10 protein-coding genes are annotated in these 18,237 nt (G+C 48.5%); 2 read left to right on the top strand and 8 right to left on the bottom strand.

Annotation, left to right across the window (positions count from 1 at the left end; genetic code table 11):
- Positions 1–674 precede the first annotated feature (674 nt).
- The 4 genes from GGU45_RS10570 to GGU45_RS10555 form a co-directional block, all read right to left on the bottom strand.
- The gene (locus GGU45_RS10570) at positions 675–3,893 is read right to left on the bottom strand and encodes a DUF8487 domain-containing protein (protein WP_435224530.1); all 3,219 of its coding nucleotides are present in this window, start codon (positions 3,891–3,893) and stop codon (positions 675–677) included.
- A 278-nt stretch (positions 3,894–4,171) separates the two neighbouring features.
- Positions 4,172–5,605 (bottom strand): arabinose isomerase, encoded by a 1,434-nt coding sequence (locus GGU45_RS10565; protein WP_435224529.1) that lies wholly within the window; start codon positions 5,603–5,605, stop codon positions 4,172–4,174.
- Positions 5,606–5,639: 34 nt separating this feature from the next.
- Complete coding sequence (locus tag GGU45_RS10560; RefSeq protein WP_435224527.1) at positions 5,640–8,819, bottom strand: glycosyl hydrolase; 3,180 nt, start codon at positions 8,817–8,819, stop codon at positions 5,640–5,642.
- A gap of 40 nt (positions 8,820–8,859) precedes the next feature.
- Positions 8,860–11,883 carry a glycosyl hydrolase gene (locus GGU45_RS10555; protein ID WP_435224525.1) on the bottom strand — a complete coding sequence of 1,008 codons (3,024 nt, stop codon included), beginning with the start codon at positions 11,881–11,883 and terminating at the stop codon, positions 8,860–8,862.
- A 175-nt stretch (positions 11,884–12,058) separates the two neighbouring features.
- Between GGU45_RS10555 and GGU45_RS10550 the strand changes: the two genes are divergently transcribed.
- A complete protein-coding gene (locus tag GGU45_RS10550) occupies positions 12,059–12,304 on the top strand; it encodes a type II toxin-antitoxin system RelE/ParE family toxin (protein ID WP_435224524.1) in 246 nt (81 codons plus the stop codon).
- Between the two features lie 77 nt (positions 12,305–12,381).
- On the opposite strand, the gene GGU45_RS10545 is transcribed toward GGU45_RS10550, so the two are convergent.
- Positions 12,382–13,155: a menaquinone biosynthetic enzyme MqnA/MqnD family protein gene (locus GGU45_RS10545; protein WP_435224522.1), complete on the bottom strand. Its 774-nt coding sequence runs from the start codon at positions 13,153–13,155 to the stop codon at positions 12,382–12,384.
- A gap of 38 nt (positions 13,156–13,193) precedes the next feature.
- Between GGU45_RS10545 and purB the strand changes: the two genes are divergently transcribed.
- Complete coding sequence (purB, locus tag GGU45_RS10540; protein WP_435224520.1) at positions 13,194–14,531, top strand: adenylosuccinate lyase; 1,338 nt, start codon at positions 13,194–13,196, stop codon at positions 14,529–14,531.
- Positions 14,532–14,536: 5 nt separating this feature from the next.
- Here the strand turns inward: purB and GGU45_RS10535 are convergent, their stop codons facing one another.
- From GGU45_RS10535 to GGU45_RS10525, 3 genes are all read right to left on the bottom strand, one after another.
- Positions 14,537–15,130, bottom strand: coding sequence for a hypothetical protein (locus tag GGU45_RS10535; RefSeq protein ID WP_435224518.1), 594 nt, complete (start codon positions 15,128–15,130; stop codon positions 14,537–14,539).
- A gap of 61 nt (positions 15,131–15,191) precedes the next feature.
- Positions 15,192–16,463, bottom strand: coding sequence for a M28 family peptidase (locus tag GGU45_RS10530; protein WP_435224517.1), 1,272 nt, complete (start codon positions 16,461–16,463; stop codon positions 15,192–15,194).
- A gap of 173 nt (positions 16,464–16,636) precedes the next feature.
- Entirely contained in the window at positions 16,637–18,223 is a 1,587-nt protein-coding gene (locus GGU45_RS10525) for a peptide chain release factor 3 (protein ID WP_435224515.1), read from the bottom strand.
- Between the last annotated feature and the right edge of the window lie 14 nt (positions 18,224–18,237).

Below are 18,237 nucleotides of genomic sequence, written 5' to 3'. Positions count from 1 at the left end.
TGTAACATACAATAGAATGCATCGGAACACAGACTTTCATTCCGCAAAGAACATGGGCGGCAAGTTAACTTTTGTCCCTGGGAGCTGCAGTGCAGCGCTGTTCCTGTTAGTAAACGACCATACGGGTAATAAAGGTGCCCGCCCGATGACCAGTCGGACGGGCAGCGCACCGGTAATCATTGCGGGTAGTACAAGCCCCGCGTACGAAATTACCGCCGCGCTGCGGCTAAGGGAAGTTTTAGATACTCATAGTTATAAGGGTTAACGGCGCGCTGCGCCTGTTTGCCATTAAGAGATGAGGTCTTTTGGATCTGAAAGGCCTACGCTGCTGTATTTTATGGGAATAGGTCTTTTCTTATCTTGACGCACATGCCCGCCCCTTCGGGTAAATTCAGGGCAGGCTCCGGGGAATATTGCAGCTCCTTCAATTTCATACTATTTCAATGTGATATTCGCTATTAAACGGTCGCAGATCCGGCGAAGACAAAGCATCTGGCATTTCTACTATTTTCAGTAGATGTGTCCACACGATAGGATCGCTCGGGACGGCATGACAAAACAGCGACTTTTGATACAGCCCCTTTAAGATAACAACGTGCCAACGGTGCTTACCAGGATTAAGCAAATATCATTTTTAAACAGCTTCTAAAAACTCCAATCGTTTTATACCGAAATTATTCTTCTTCTACCACTATGAGTTGGTTTACCAATAGGGGTGCCGCGCCGTCAGATACAAGCTGTATGGCAACTTTGCCATCATTCGTATCTTCTCGCATCATAAATATTTTAATCCATTTACCGGTTACCGGTATGTCCCCGGTTTTAAGTTCACGTCCTTCCACAGTAATCGTACCTTCTCCTTTACGTTTAGGATCGTTGATCAGATGAAAGTATATATAGCCTTTTACTCCGGCAGGCGGCTGTAAGTTTATGGAAAAATTAGTGCCATCCCAGGCTGTACCCGAAGGGTGGATTACAGAATAGGCGGTACCTGCAATATGGTACTGGTATTTTTTATTTACTAAAATACTGTCATCCGCTGCTTCCCAATATTTTGCTTTTGCTGCTTTGGCGCCTCCCCTGATAAAAAGAGCGGCGTTTTTAAATTGATCTGGCAAAGGAGCGGATGATGTAGCCTGGGGTATAGATGCTAATTTTTCTTTTAGCAAAGCAAGCGGTAATTCATCTTTGGGCGCAAATGCCGGGGTTTTCATGTAAGAAGTCAAACTGTAAAAAAGCTGTTGCGCATAAGCATTATTTTCCTGCTGAAGGGCATAGCCGCATACCAGCAATTTACCATTGCCTGCTTTGGTTTCGAAAATACTGCCCAGTTTTTCGTTGTAATGAAAGTCCGAAACCGGCTGCGCCAGTGGCTGATAGTCCTTCGGCATGTTGGACAGGTTAAAGTATTTCGCTCCCGGTGTTATTTTGAACCATTGCCAGCTGGTAAAACTTTCTGTTGGGAAATAGTTAAAGGCTTCGCTTTTATTATTGATAAAGGAGCCCAGTGTTTGGTTGCTTTGCCCCGGAAAGAAGCTGGCGCTCCAGAACAGCGGCGTAAACGATACCGGCGCCGATGTGGCTTTTGTACCCAGCTTGCTGGCAAGCAGCAATACTTTTCCTCCTCCGGCTAAAACACTGTCCACGCTTGCATCCCATTGGGTAGCTACATAAATGCCATCAGTAGTAACCGTTTTTTCTTTTGCTTCAGGGAAAACAAAAAAGGGCCAACTGTTGCTGTAACTTTCATCTTCAAAATATAATTTGAATGTATACTGAGCGGCTTTATCGGGGAAGCTGTTAAGCGGCAGGGAAAGGCTGCCGGCTTTGATGAGCAGGCCCTGCGGAAAAATGTGCTGCCCAGCTAAACCTTTATGCATCAGGTTTCCGGCCGCATCCGCTATGGTCCATACTAATTTTTTTTGAATATCCGTCTTATAATGATTGGCCAATTCCATATCCAGCTTTAAGGTGTCGCCACGCGTATAAGTAAAACTTGCCGTGCGTATTAATGGCACAACGGTGTTGCTGTATCCCTTAAATTCCTTTGCAGGGGTGGTGCCCTTGTCATCCCAAAAACAATCCAGCCAGCCAATTAATGCTTCGCCCTGACCCTGGTAGTCCTGCATGCTCAGCAATTGAAAACCCGCGCTGGACGGAACCAGTGTAATATTCTCCACCAGGTTTTTATACAGCAGTTGCTGCAGGCGGCCTGTTGACTGGTGAAACTTTTCGTCCATGGCTACAACACCATTCTTTTCAGCAGCGGCTTTAAAGCCCTCAAGGTTTCGTGCTTTCAATACACCCGTATACTTGTCTATTTCTTTCCATTGGGGGTACACGGGTACCTGTCCCACCTCATGCGCAATAATAGGAATGGTGGCTTTGCTATAGTTGTTTTCTAATCCTGCATCGGTTTTGTTGAGGCTATAGCCGTAAGTGCCGCCGATGTTGGGGATATTATGCGTTACCATATAATCATCGGCGGTTGTGATTTTGCGGGCAGTAGAAACCGCGTACAGCCGGCGCGGATCTTCCTGTTTAACTTTTTCAATCCATTGTTGCATTACGTTAAAATCAGAATTACCCAATTCATTGCCAATACAGAAAAACAGAAAAGAAGGGTGGTTGCCATATTCCTCCAGCACGCGGTTCATTTCTGCCTGTACAAAGGCATCGGCATCCGCGTTATGACCCAACCCCTGCGGGTAGCCCTTGGTATTCATTTCCGGGCGGTCCTTTTGTTCGCCCGCCATCCACCAGTCGAGCCAGATGATTTCTGTTTGTATGTAAATACCCACTTTGTCGGCCGCCTCAAAAGCTGCTTCCGGCGGTGTCCAGGAATGAAACCGTACCGTATTGAGCCCATAGTCTTTATACTTTTTAAAAATGGACTCCCAGTCTTTCACATTGCAAGAGGGGTAACCGGTTAGGGGAAAATGTACACAGTCGAGGTTACCCCGGATAAAAGTGGTCCTGTTGTTAATGAGGATTTTGTGCTGCGTTGTTGATATTTTTCTAAACCCTATTTTATCTTTCCATACAGTGATATGGCCTTCCTGCCTGGCGGTAAGCGTTACCTCGTAAAGGTTGGGCGTAAATTCATCCCAGTTTTTTACCCCTGTCAATTTATTTACAAGGAACGTGACTTTGTTTTCACCCTGTTTGGCGGTAAACGGTTGCGCTGATTTTTTTAACAGCGCTCCTGTTTTTGCGTCTTTAATGGTAACAGAAAGTGTAAGGTTTCTGGCTGCTGCGTTGGATAAAAAAACTTCAAGGCGCAGTGCTTCTTTTTCCGCATCGGGGTAGGTTTTTACCTGGCTGATGGCAAGGCTGGCCGCCTGTAATTCGATACGCCCCACGATCCCGTTCCAGATGCTTTGTGTATATTCAGTATAGCCGTGGCCTTTGTCGCCTATATTGTGGATTAAATCATTATTAATACAAATATCCAGGGTATGCGTTCCGGGTTTTAGCCGGCCTAAACGGTGGCGATGTGGCACATACAAAGGCGAAAGTGTAGAAATTTCCCTGCCATCTACAAATACTTTGCTCTCCCATAGAACCCGCTCCAGGTACAGGCTGATGTCTTTGCCGGCCCAGTTGACGGGAATCGTAATTTGCCGCCGGTACCAGGCGGGGCCAATGTATTTGTAAACCCTTGTGAGAATGCCATAATCCGAACCGCTGGTTTTAATACCCAATTTTGCCTCATCGGTGGTCCCCGGCAATTGTATCCTGCTGCTATAGGTTGGAGGTCGTTGATTTTTTATATAATAACTGCTGTCGGGGTCAAGCTGCACCTGCCAGTTGCCCGCCAGCGAAATTTTTTCCTGTGTATGACTAAACAGGGCGGCTGTACAAAAAACGAACAAGAGCGATAATTGCTTCATATATAGTTGTTTTCTTTGTGCAGGCAAGATCGTAAAAAAAAACGTGGTGGCTGGTAATTGGGCATGGCTTATCTTATGAAAAAAATGGACAAAAAAACGAATAATGATTTGTTTGTATTTCTGCATCCCGGGCACCTGCATATGCAGTAAGTTAAGAAACGTATTCCCGGCACTGTAGGAGCATCGTGTTTATTGTACAACGTGCGGAGGAATCCCGCTTTGACGGGCGTTGCGTAAACAAGAATTCCATTTTTAAACAGCATTTAAAAAATGGAACCTCAGGTAGCTACATGGACTACCTCGATATTTAAAAGTTTTCCCAGTTTTTCAATTTTGGACGCGATATGCCCGACTCCCACAGCACAATGGTGCGCCGGTCCCTGTGCGTTCCAGTTATTGACAAAGTTTCTTGCCCCGGACGGAAACCGGTAACGGCTGTTGGTATTGCCGATCTGTAAAATGGGGCCGGCTACGGATTCCGCTTCGGCTACCAGCAGCATTAGTTTGCCTTCTGCAGTTTCCACTACAGAAAGTAAGGTTACAGGGCCCTGCTTTACACTCATTTCAACAGACAGCCCTTTGCCTACTTTTCCGTGATATACTACCAGCGGGCGTACTTTTGTTTTCCCTTCGGCAATAGCCAGGTGGCCGGGGCCATCATGCCCCATTAGCACTACATCGTCTTTAAAATCCATGGCGTAATACTCCGTAAACGATCCGCCCGCGCCAAAACGATCCATGATCTTCATAGCCTGGGCATTTTTTATTTCATACTCGCCTGCAACGGGAACGCCTCTGGCCGTAAGCAGGGAGTTGCCCAGGATGATGGAACTCATGGTGTCTTCGTTTTCCGTATTTCCGGTTCCTTTATAATAGTAGGCAATGGAGCCGAGCTGATACTGCGCCACAAGCTGATCCAGCGCAATGGATGTTCTTGCCGCCCGTTCTAACTCGCTTTCCAGGCAATCGGGCTGCACTTCGAAGGTTTTCCTGAAGAGGGTTATCCGTTCTGCAATGGCTTCGTCTGTAATTTCTTTGCGCAAGGCAGACAGTTCATCCACTTCCAGCAGCTCTATATGCCCGCCAAAATGGGCGTACTGCCGGGTTAGGTCGGTATAAATATCCAGCATGCCGCTGTAGTAATGTCCCAGGCATCCCATCCGGTTATGAGCCATTGTATGCGCCACTTTTGCGGCAGCTACCCATTCCTCTATTTCAAGCCAGCAGGCTTTATCGTTGTGCAGCATGCCGGTTACCTGGTGAAAAGATATGCCGGTACGTTTAAATACGTTTGCTATTTCGGGCACCGGGCAGGCGGAGCACCAGGCCAGCCATTCCCCGGTCATTTTGGTACGGTCATTCATGGCATTAAAACCGGCATAGTCGATATGTGCCCCGGGCGCAAGATTTAAAATGATGACCGGTACTTTTGCGCGCTGTACAGCAGGGAGCACGGTAGAGGAAAGGGCATAGGTGGTCACGTACAGGAAAATCAGTTCGGTTTCTTCCCTGCGAAACAGGCTGCCGGCGGCAAAGGCCTTGTCTACCGTATCTACCAGCCCGGCATTGATGACTTTGGTGTGCATGGCGCTGATCTTTTCTTCTACAATACCGAGGTACCCTTGCAGCCGTTGCTCCAGTCCTTCAAACTGCTCCCAGTACGCGTCCAGGCCGATACCCATTAATCCGATTTTTAAAATAGTGGGTTCCATGTTTTTTTATGATGAACGTTAAAATAATTGTTATTTAATCTTCCCGGTTCCGGAATAGCCGGATGTTGTTGAGCCCATAGTCGAACAGGAGGTATTTATCGCCTGAAGGATATTCCGTTACACCGTTCCAGCTGTCGGGGCCGGTATAGCCCGGGCGATACGATTTATAATGAGGCCCCATCAGGTTGCGCAAACTGCCTGCTACTTTTACCTCAACCGTATTGGATCCTTTTTTTAATAGATTTGAAACATCAAGCTGGTAGGGCTCCGCGTATACGATGCCTGCGTCCTTTCCGTTTACGGTTACAGCGGCCACGGATCCTTTTAAAGAATCTAGCCGGAGAGAATAGCTACCGCCCGTTGTTGCGAGGGTGAATGCTTTCTGATATACAATGGTATGGCCATACATGGGAAGTCCCTGTTTTCGCCAGCTCCCGGTGGTCAGCGGCTGGGGCGCTGCGATCCTCCAGCCCTTTACATCCGGCTCCAGGTTATAGTCTCCGAGGAGGAAAAGCGGACCGATCTCTGCATAAATGCGCATGGGATCAATAGAGAGGGACAGGGTATTGGCTCCCGGTTTCAGGTAAGATCCCACCTGTAAAACGGTAAAGGACCGGTCCATCCACCAATCGTTGTCAGGGGATAGCTTTTTGCCATTGATGCGGATATCGTTCCAAAGGTCTCCCTGTTCAACAACGGCCCTGAAATTTTTGGTGGTCACATTTTTATCGATATTGAAATGATACGATACCGTGAAGCCGGAGCCCCTGGAGAAGGTATCCCGCTGTACAAAATCGGTCTTAAACTGCATCTGGTGGTCCCAGGGATCCCTGGGGAAGCCGTTTTCTGTAAATACCAGCTGGGTGGCATCTTTTACATGGATGTCTTTTCTTTCCTTTTCCCGGACCCGGAGATCACAGAAATCGATCATCAGCGTATTTTCCGCCGGGCGTTGTACCTGTATGGTGCTGCCCGGAACTTCAGTGCCGTTACCGGGGATTGGGTAAGTGCCGGTGGTCTTTTGTTCGCTGTCTGCAATAAAAAACAATATACTGCCGGCAGGAGGAATATCAAATGTAAAGCGGGTAGTTTGTTCCTGCATGCCCGCGGGATATTTCAGCGTAGCGCCGGTATGCAGATCCAATACCAGGATGTGTTTTTTGCCTTTTATGGTTACATCTCCCGCTGCGGATTGTGTGAGATTGGCATTGGATAAAAATAACAGCTGACCATCGTTGATGATCCGCCGGTGGTGCAGGAGACTGCCGCCTTCCGGAGCAGGCGCGGCCATGTGGATGTTGAAATCTGGAGACCGGAATACCTGTTTCATAAACGAAGGATCGGGCTGTGTGTATATGGTAACGCCCTGCTGGTTGCCGGAGAAGCGTTCGCCGGGTGTCATGGCTGCACCATCGATGCAGCTTAACGGGTTAAACAGGACCAGCCGGCCACCATTGGCAACAAATCGCCTCAGCAATAAATAGGTTTCTTTATTTACGTTTTCCATTCCGGGGGGAATGATCACTGTTGTATAAGAAGCGTAACCGATCCGGAACAGGTTTTTATCGACAGCGCCATGATCTTTGATGATATTCTCGGAACCAAGATCGTATTCGGCCTGTGCCTTTTCAAGACGGGTTATGAAAGACTGGAACTGGTTGCCTGTTTCAAAGAATCGTTCATTGCTTTTAACCCGGCTGTGATACATCCAGGCGGTAGTGGTAGGTTCAATGATCAGCACGTTGTTTTTTTGTACGCCCCGGGAAAGCGCATAGGAAAGGCGGGCAAAATATTCGTTCAGCGGCCGGTAATAGAGCCACCAGGAATTCTGATAAGAGAAGGTGGTCGGATAGTCATATTTCCGGGCCCCGGCCATGCTCATCCAGGCCAGATGCTGGTTCATGAAGTTGACACCCAGTGCTGCCTGCCAGTCGCCCAGGCGCTTCATATCTTTAAAGGTCAGGTCCCATCCGGCCCCGCCGTAGGTTTCACAAAGGGTGCGTTCCTTACCCAGCTGGTTGGCCACACTGGCCAGTTCTTTTACCGAACGGATATTGCCAAACTGTGCATTGGGGCTGGATTCATTGAACTGGTTAAACAGCATGTCGATACCGGGCTGGTCATGCCAGGCGTACATCGCCATATTATCGGGACCTTCACCCGGGTCGGGCCAGCCGTGCTCCCAATAATGGCCGGTCCATTTTAAATTATTTTTTTGAGTGAACGCCTGCATGGGTTTCGACCACCGGTCGATGAACAACTGGAGCAGCGTTTCCTGGTAATTGTGCCTGATCCTTCGCCAGTCGCCGGTTTCTTCAAAAAGGGAAGGCAGCTGTGGTACCAGGTCATAGCCCCATTTTTGACGGAATGCTGTAAAGAGATCCGGGGTCCACCGGGTGGTCTGGCTGCCATGGGTAGGAATGCTGGGCTCATCGGAGAAGGTACCGGGAACCGTTTTGCCGAATGCCTCTCCAAATGCTTTTTTATAAGGGGTAAAAGTCACCTCAATAAACTTTTCGGTAACCCCTTTTACAAGCAGGTCTACCAGGGGATAGTTGGGCGGTCCTACCATTCCCGCCTGGGGTGTATAGCTTTGTTTGCGAAACAGGTAGTAGTCGCCTTTGTTGTCCGCGGATGTTGCGGCCCGGCTGGTTATATCTGTGAAGTGATCACCTTCTTTTTTTAAACAGATAAAATAAGCATTTCGGTCTTTTGGGATCGTATCGGATTTGAAGAGCTGAAGCATCTGTCCCTGGTTGTAAGATTCGGGCATTTGATCGGGCACCAGCCCCCCGGCAAACCCGGTTGGGTAGGAATTCTCATCATAGATCCATACCTGCATATCCAGTGCTGCTGCTTTTTGAACAGCGTGTTTATAGAGCGAGAGCCATTCGTTACCCAGGTATTCTGTTATCAGCCCGGGGCGGGGATGTATAAATACGCCTCCAAAGGCATTGGCTTTAAACTCCTGCAGCATAGAGTCGATGATGGCGGTTGTAACTTTGGTGTTCCACACCCACAGGGGGGCAGTCTGGAATTCTTTTCCGGGGTTGACGAACTGGCGGCTGACGGTTGCGAACGAAACCGGGAGGCGGGGCGGCATTAGTGATTGTGCTGCTATACCGGCTGGCAGCAGGGATGCAGCGCACATTGTTCCTGAAAAAGAAAGTAGCCTGCACCTGTTTAAAATAGTAGTCCGGATTTTTTTAATCATTTTTTCTTTTAAACGTTCATGTTGATTGTTTCGGGAATATTCAGGGTGTGCTTACCAGGGTTACCGGGCCCAATAAGCCGGAGCTGATGAGCGGATCTTCTTTTTTATATGGGTTAAACGTAGTAAAAGTATATCGTTTGCTGGTTCTGGGTTTGCCTTCAAGCAGCCAGGCCGGCCATTTTCCCTTTTGTACACCGTCATCCGGAAACTGCTGGTCGCCAATGAGCCGGTTGATCCAGAGATTGGCCACCTGGATCTCCAGCTGATTGTTTTTTGTCTGAAGCCACCGGGTTATGTCCACGCGCCAGGGCGCCGTCCATAATACGCCAAGATCCTGCCCGTTCAACAGCACTCTTGCCAATTGTTTTACGGATCCGAGATCGAGGTAAACAGCCCCTTTTTTATTGGCTGCCAGCGGTGCATCAAATGTTTTGCGGTATACGGCGATGCCGGAGTAATGCCGGATGCCCGCATCGGCATTTTTAGTCCAATCTGATAAATGGCTGAAAGAGGTACGGGTGGGCCCTCCCCATTTGGGATCAAAAGAAACACTCCAGCTGCCCGCCAGCGTATCGGTTTGCAAAGGTCTGTTGGGGAATGTGCTCCGGGCATCGGGGGGTGTATCTGTAAACACGATAAAATAACTTTGTGCCGATGCAAATGATATGTTGAGGGATACCTGCTGATCTTCCCTGCTTAGCGGTTCCAGCCGCTCAAACTGGCCATTCAACGGATCCCAGCATTCGGCATATTTCTTTTTTGTCCGGAACCGGCATCCGGCTGTAAAAGCGTTTTCCGTGGTGTTGGAAACAAAAAAAAGATCGGCGTCAGGCAATTGGCGCTGGGTGTAGCGCAGCGGCCGGTTGCTGCTAAAGTTCTCACTCAGGTTCTTCGATCGCAAAATGCCGGCCAGTACCTCGTAGTTACAATAAAGATCATCCATTTGTTGCTCCAGGTTACTTCCCCAGATGATGCGCCCCCTGCCATAGGTGCGTACGGTCATCGCTGTTCTTTGAGAAAGCGGCCCCCACAGGGTAGCTGCCAGTTTGCGCACAGTGGCATCGCTTGCAGGATAACCGGAGAGGCCCGGTGCTTTTTGAGGCGGCGGACCAACAATAGTGGCGCCTTCCTGTACCATGTGGGTTATTTTTTGAAGCAATGAAACCGACATGGCAGGGTAACGGGGCAATATCAGCAATTGATAGGATGCTCCGCCGGGAAAACAAATTTTGCCATTTTGTACCCGGGCTTTTTGGAGCAGACCAGGCGGGCAGGCATCAAAATTATACCCTTTACGGTCCCGCAGATAGGCATCTCCTTTTAGGGCGGATACAGGTGGGGTAAATACAAACGGGGCTTCCTCCGGCGTAAGGTACAGGATGTCCGCAACCGTATTGCCCTGCTGCAGCAGGTAAGAACAGCGGGCAATATATTGATGGTAACCATCGGCCATCGGCCACCAGGTCTGGTTGCGGTTCCATTGTACGCCGTAGGGCCCCATGGTCATGCCGGGTTTCAATGAATCGGCCAGTGGCTGACTTTGGTAGGTATGGTAGAAGAATTTATTGATGCCCGCGGCAAAGGCCCAGTCGCCCTGGTTTTTCATCGATCCGGGATATTGTTTCCAGGCCTCATCATTCTGTGCCGTAAATGCCTCTGCTGCTATTACCGGCTTGTTTTGCAGATGCCCCAGGGAAGTGGCTTCTGCACAGCTGAACTGGGTATTGAATCCAAAGCCCTTACTCCAGAATTCACACATCGGTATATCCGCGATGGCGCCCAGCTCCAGGTCTGCCGTGGGGTTCATGTCGTAGGGCTCAATAGACAGCCGCAGCCCGTTTCGGTAAGCATATTTTTTAACTTGTAATGCATGGCGCTCCAATACCAGGTCCATAGCTGTTTTACGCAGATCCCAGAGAAAGCGGTCGCTGATCTCCGCATTGTTGATGATGCGGCCGGCATATACCGGGTAAAAGGGGAGGGGATCATAGCCCCTTCTTTTTTTGAATTCCTGCCGGAAATTTTTGGTCCAGTTTTGTGCGCCCATTTCCCAGCTGTCGATATGGAGAAATTTGAGGCCGCCTTTGTCTTTTGAGTTAACGGCCCCGATTTTTTTCAGGATTTTGCCTACGTAAAAATCCAGGTGTTTATTGAGCGCCGCGGTGTCAAATTTATCGGCTTCAAAACCCAGGCCCGGCAGGGGGGCAGGCCGGGTGACGGCACCGTTGTTCCGCACGCCAAAGCGCATTACGATCCAGGTACCGGAATGCGGCTTCCAGTTGAGTTTTCCATCAGCCGTCAGGTGGTCTGTAATGTCGATGACTGTGTTTTTTTGAACCGCTTTTTTTTCGGGTATTTTGTTGCCGGCAACCGGCGGATAATAGGCCGGTACATCTTTGAAGGAGCTAAAAGGAGCCCGGTAATAGAGTGCCCGGTAATCCGCATCGGCGATGGAATCTTTTGAGGCAGGAGCCGGGAACGCCAGCACGGCTACATCGCGGTAAAAGTTGTTCCGTATTTGTGTTAGCCCGGGCGTTAGAGCTCCTTCGCCAAAGAACGGTGGTTTTGGACGGGGAACAGGCAACATTACAGGACCCGGGTCTTCAGCGGTTACCGTTGCTGTGCTGCTTACCAGGTGCTGCATCGAATATTCCGGGGTTACCCAGGGCCCCCCGCTTCCTGCCCATCCCGGCCCAATGCCGAGGGTGATAGCAATACCCTGTTTCCGGGCTTCCGCTTCGATCTGTTTAAACAGCGATAGCCATTCCTCGCTGAGGAAGTTGATCTTTCCCCGGGGAACGCCCACATTTACCTCCAGAAAGATCACGTGCCCGATCCCGGCCTTTTTCATTGCCCGCAAATCCCCGCGGATGCCATTGGCCGTCAGGTTGCCATCCATAAAATACCAGTACACGCCGGGTTTGGCAGTGTCCGGCGGGTTGATAAAGCCGGCTCTTAAATAACGGAGCGGATCGCTTTTGGGTTGTGCATTTGCTGTGTGAAAGCATCTGCCTGCAATGGTCCAAAAGAGAAGGAATGCGGTAACCCGGTACATGTCAATCATCGTTTAAAGATCAAAAGGAAGATCGTCCGACCCGGAAGTTAGCATATCCGGAATAATACCCCGTCATGTACTGTCATGTTTGGGATGTAAGATCCTTTAGCAGAAGGGTGAAAAGAGTGTTTAATAGTTGTTGGTAAGGCCGTGAGATGCGAGTGAGGGAAACTTTCCTGCTTTTTTGGTATCTGATCGTGGAGGGAAAGCTATCAATCTCCTGATCGTAAACCGGTTTTGGCTCCTGCAAAAGATAAATGAATTGCCCGCGCGGCCTGAAGTACATGCGCCTGATAAGTATAAGACCAACAACACGGGGAATTATCGCGCTTTTGAACTGCATCGTTACCGTGTTGCGTACCTGGTGGCAGAAGACGCGATTATTATTGCAAGGATAAGACATGCCAGCCAGGCTCCCCGGGAGTATTGATAGGATATGGGATGATACTCCGTAATGAATTAACAGCCTTCTCCTGATTTCATAAAACTACGATGAATGAGAAGCTACTATGAATAAGCCGCAACGATCTTTAAAAACTGTTCCAGCCCCTTTCTTTTTTCTGCATCAAGGTTATAACTCAGATCCTGCGAGTAATATTTTTTGAGATCATAGATCCCTCCGGGTATCCGGGCAATCACTTCATCCAGGTGCTCCAGCCCATAGGCGTTGGCCCTGTCAAACTCACGGATAAAATCCTCCGGGAGCTTGCGCGTGCTTACCCAGGCGGCAAAAACAAAGGGTAGGCCGGTTGCATTTTTCCATTCCCCGGCAAGATCATAGATATATTCAAATTTAGGGCGTTGTTGCAAAGCGCGGTCGCCGATCACCAAGCCGGCCGTAGTGCCGTTTATGGCATCAAGATAAGATTCATCCCGGGCATCGATGATCTCGGGCCGGATCTTCCAATGGTTTTCTATAAGCCATTTGCATAGCGCAACGGAAGACCGGCTCTGATAGTCGAGGTAAAGACGTTCTACCTGCTTCAGAGGCACCTGGCTAAATACACAGACGGAAGCTACATCGCCAATGGCCCCGATACAATAGGTGCCATTGATGAAAAACCGGGGCAGTTTTTGGGTGATGGCCACGGGAACCAATCCCACATCGATCTGGCCACTGAGCAGCAGCTCAGCCAGTTTTGCAGGCACGTCTTCGATCAGTTCGATTTTTTCCGCAATAGGGGGAAACTGTAAGCCGTATAAAAGAGGTCTTGTATTGAGGTAATTAATTATTCCAACTCTTATCTTTTCTTCCACGCCGAATCCTTTATTTTTGTGCAAATTTAGTTTGTTTAAAGTTTAATGTTCAAAGTTTAAGTATGTCTTTAACAGCAATTTCGCCGGTAGACGGCCGTTATCATAAACAGGTACAACCCCTGCAGGAATATTATAGCGAATACGCCCTGATCAAATACCGCGTCATTGTGGAAATCGAATACCTTTTTTTTCTGGCGGAAAAGAAGTTCCTGAAACTATCTGCCGCTGCAAAAAAGCACCTGCGCGGGGTTGTTGAAAATTTTGATACCGATCAGGCTAAGGCTATCAAAGAAATTGAAAAAACAACCAATCATGATGTAAAAGCGGTGGAATATTTCCTGAAAACGGAGCTGGACAAAACCGATGCAAAGGATGCAAAAGAATGGATCCATTTTGGCCTTACCTCGCAGGATGTGAACAATACGGCCATTCCCCTGCTTTGGAAGGGCAGTATGGAGCAGGAACTGATGCCGGCTTATATCAACTTACAGTCGCACCTGAAGGAACTGGCCCGGCAATGGAAGGATGTATCGATGCTGGCTAAAACCCATGGACAGCCTGCTTCCCCAACCAAACTGGGCAAGGAGTTTATGGTATTTGTAGAGCGGATCGATAACCAGGTACAGCTGTTTTCCTATATCCCCTTTGCTGCGAAGTTTGGCGGGGCCACCGGTAATTTTAATGCCCACCATGTGGCCTATCCCAAGACAGACTGGATCAGATTTGGTAATGAATTTGTGGACGAAGTGCTGGGGTTACAACGCATGCAGTACACAACGCAAATTGAGCATTATGATAACCTGGCTGCGCATTTTGATGCGATCAAACGCCTGAACACCATCCTGCTGGATCTTTGCCGCGATGCCTGGACCTATATCAGCATGGATTATTTTAAGCAAAAAACAAAGGCCGGCGAAGTAGGTTCCTCCGCCATGCCGCATAAGGTGAACCCCATCGATTTTGAAAATGCCGAAGGCAATCTCGGTATTGCCAATGCTCTGCTGGAGCACCTTTCGGCCAAATTGCCGGTGAGCCGCCTGCAGCGCGATCTTACGGATAGTACCGTTTTAAGAAATATAGGTGTGCCGGTGGCGCATGTGATGATCGCCATCAAAAGTATTGAAAAAGGATTGGGCAAGCTGGTATTGAATGAAGCCAAACTGAAACAGGACCTGGAAAATAACTGGGCTGTAGTAGCAGAAGCGATACAAACGATCCTGCGCCGGGAAAAATATCCGAACCCTTATGAAGCGCTTAAAGCCTTAACAAGGGGCAAGGAGGGGATTACCAAAGCTGCGATCCATGAATTTATAAAAGGCCTGAAAATTTCCGCAACGCTCAAAAAAGAGCTCCGGCAGATCACCCCGCATAATTATACAGGGATTGTAGCTAAATATTAATCGCATCAATTCTTAAACTTTATGGCATGAAATGCCGGTATCGCAGTTGTAAGGTCTTCTCTGTTGTTGAAGAGGTAGAAGATATATACATCGGCCTGGTTGTCCTGGTGCAGGGTTACCAGCATACAACTACTATAACCTTTTCCAAACACCGATTTTAATGGGAATGCCGTGGTGGCGCCCCAGCCGGCATTAAATTCTTGTTTAACAGCTTCCGGCGAAAAGCTTTTAAACCCGGGGATCTGCTGGCGATTACCAGATGTGTTCATCATTACAGCCATGAGTGTGGCTTGATACATTTTGTTGGGGTGCGAGCCGGCAAACGTCTTTACAGAGCTGTCTTTCGCCCTTTTTTCAAAATCATCAATCCGGTCTTTCAAAGGGCGTATGGCGTACCGGATCTCCAGATCCTTTGTTTTGCTTTTTAATGCCAGCTCGTAGTTCATATCCGGGTTGGCTATTGCCGGCACTGTGTCAAAATTGTCCGGCATCTTAAATTCAAGGTTTCCTTTCCGGAGCGCGTCTTCAAACTTATTGTTTTGGCCATTGCTGTTTGCAACCGTTAAAACCAACAGGGCCGCCAGGTAAATGATTCTCATAACCGATTTTTATAGCTAAAGATGCAGGTATCCGGCTGTTTACACAAAAATCTGAAAAAAATTATTCATCTTTTACCCGGGAGGGTGTGTCTTTACCTGCAATGATGGATTGTGCGCTGATGCCGATAGACCGGATGATCTGCGTCATATTGGCAAGGTCCAGTGTACCTACTTCATCGCCGGGCTGATGGTAATGTGGCTCATTGTCCATTTTTGATGTGGAAATAGTATGCGCGGGAACGCCGAGTTTGGCCAGAGTGGCATTGTCGGAACGGTAGAACAGTTGTTCTTTGGGATAAGGATCGGGATAAAATGCAAAACCGCTTCCCTTAAGGTTTTCCTGGAGGATGGGCCCGAGGGATGACTTTTCGAACCCCGTAATATAAGCGGAATTTCTACCCCATTTGCTATCGGTTCCAATCATTTCAATATTCAGCATTGCTGCTATTTTTGAAGGATCCAGCTGCCGGCTGAAATATTGAGAACCAAAGCCGCCGGACTCTTCTGCGGTAAAAGCTACAAAAATAATAGAACGCTCATTGTTTTTGAGGGCTGCAAAATGATCGGCCAACAGCATTACAGCCGTTGTGCCGGAGGCATCATCGTTGGCTCCATTATAGATGGAATCTCCGTTTACTGGTTTGCCGATCCCCACATGGTCATAGTGTGCAGAAAAAATCACGTATTCATCTTTTCTGGATCTTCCCGGAAGGACCCCTGCTACATTGGCCAGCGGGTGCGCTTTAATGACGTGTGATGCCCGGATCGTGTAGGTTTGCAGTGCTGGTTTTCCAAGAATAAAAATGGTGGAGCCGGTCCGTTTAAAAAAGTTCCGCTTAAAGAATACCAGCCGTTTAAAATCCTGTGCAAAGCTTTCATCGATCAGCACAATATTGTTCCTGCCATTGTTGACCGCCTCCGATGCGTCTCGGAACAATGAACTGCCGGCATTGATGGTGCTGATAGTATAGCCCGATTTTTCGGTTACTTCGAGCTCGGGCTCGCCGGTAATGACTATGACATCGTCTTTCAAAAGCTCTTTTTGATCTGCCTTTGCTGTAAGCCCTCTGAATGCAGCGCTATAAACGTTGAATGACTGTAAAAACGAATCACCCTGTAAGGGTTGCAACCCGCTCTTTTGAAAGGAGGCTGCAATAAAATTGGCTGCTTTGTCGATCCCGGGGGAGTAAATTGCCCGGCCTTTCATGGCATCAGAGGCCAGAAAACTGAGGTTCTTTTCAACCATGGCGGTATTGAATATCGCAGGGGCATCCTGGGCCGCTATGTATTGAGCGGGGATTAAGACCAGGGTCAGTATTCCGAAAATTCGCATGCGTATACGCTTTAAAAAAAGGAAGATAGTAAAAAAACGGTTGAGAAAGTCCGATAGTAAGGGCAGCGGGCTATGTTACCCGCGGATTATCGCAGATCTTTCGGGCTGTTTTTGACTGGTGATTCATTTTGGATTTCATCAGCGTGGATCAGCGGGCGATCTTCCCGCGCGGATCACTTATGGATCTCGCTGCTGAAATGAAACTCGATATCCGGGTTATTGGTAATCTCGGTATTCAGGAACCATTCGCTTTGTGCCAGGTATACCATATTGCCATCCTTGTCTTCACCGGTGTTGACCTGTTTGAACTTGCCAAAGTCCTCCAGCTTTTTAGTGTCTTTACTGGTAAGCCAGCAGGCCTTGTAAAAGGGTAGCGCCCTGAAGTCGACCGAAGCGCCATATTCATGCAGCAGGCGGTACTGGATTACTTCAAACTGCAGCTCACCAACGCAGCCAACAATTTTTTTGGTACCTCCAAACTGGGTGAAGAGCTGGGCCACTCCTTCGTCTGTGAGCTGTAGCAATCCTTTTTCCAGTTGCTTCGTCTTCATTGGGTCCTTATTCACTACTTCTTTGAAAATCTCGGGAGAAAAGGAGGGAATACCGGTGAAATAGAATTCTTCGCCTTCGGTAAGGGTATCGCCGATCTTAAAATTACCGGTGTCGAATAATCCCACCACATCTCCGGCATAGGCATCCTGGATAATGCTTTTGTCCCGCGCCATAAAGGAGTAAGGGTTGCTAAATCGCACGTCCTTATCCAGCCGCACGTGGTGAAAATATTTATTGCGTTCAAACTTCCCGGAGCATACCCTGAAAAAGGCAATACGGTCGCGGTGTTTGGGATCCAGATTGGCATGGATCTTAAAAATGAAGCCGCTCAGTTTTTCTTCTTCCACGTCTACTCTCCGCGTGCTGGTATCGCGGCTTTGAGGAGGCGGAGCAATGCGGATAAAGGTATCCAGCATTTCTTTTACGCCAAAATTGTTGATCGCACTGCCGAAGAATACCGGGGAAACCCTTGCCGCCAGGTAGTCGGCAACGTTCAGTTCACCGTTTACTCCGTCAACCAATTCCACATCTTCCCGCAGCTGGGCAGCATCATGGCTGCCTAATTGCGTATCCAGCACCGGGTTGTTGATATCGGAAACCGCCAGGGTATCTTCTTCATCTGCCTTGGTATTGGCCGTAAATAGCCGGATATTTTTATCGTACAGGTTGTAAACGCCTTTAAAATCCTTTCCGCTGTTGATGGGCCAGGTCATCGGGTGCAGTGAAATGCTCAATTCCTTTTCAATTTCTTCCAGCAGGTCAAAGCGGTTTTTTCCATCGCGGTCCATTTTGTTGATGAACACGATCACCGGCGTATCCCGCATGCGGCAGACTTCCATCAGGCGGCGGGTTTGTTCTTCCACACCGTTTACACTGTCTACCACCAGGATCACACTGTCTACAGCTGTTAAGGTACGGAAGGTGTCTTCCGCAAAATCTTTGTGTCCCGGTGTATCGAGGAGGTTGATTAAAATATCCTGGTACTCGAAGCTCATTACCGATGTAGCTACCGAAATGCCCCGTTGCCGCTCGATTTCCATAAAGTCGGAAGTGGCCGATTTTTTTATCTTATTGCTTTTTACGGCGCCGGCTACCTGGATGGCGCCCCCAAATAACAGGAACTTTTCTGTAAGCGTGGTTTTACCGGCGTCCGGGTGACTGATAATCGCAAATGTGCGCCGGTGCATGATCTCCTCGTGATACTTCATAAGTGCGCGAAGAT

The organism is Niabella hirudinis (genome assembly GCF_051201075.1).
GTDB lineage: Bacteria > Bacteroidota > Bacteroidia > Chitinophagales > Chitinophagaceae > Niabella > Niabella hirudinis.
This window is presented reverse-complemented; position numbering and strand designations above follow the sequence as displayed.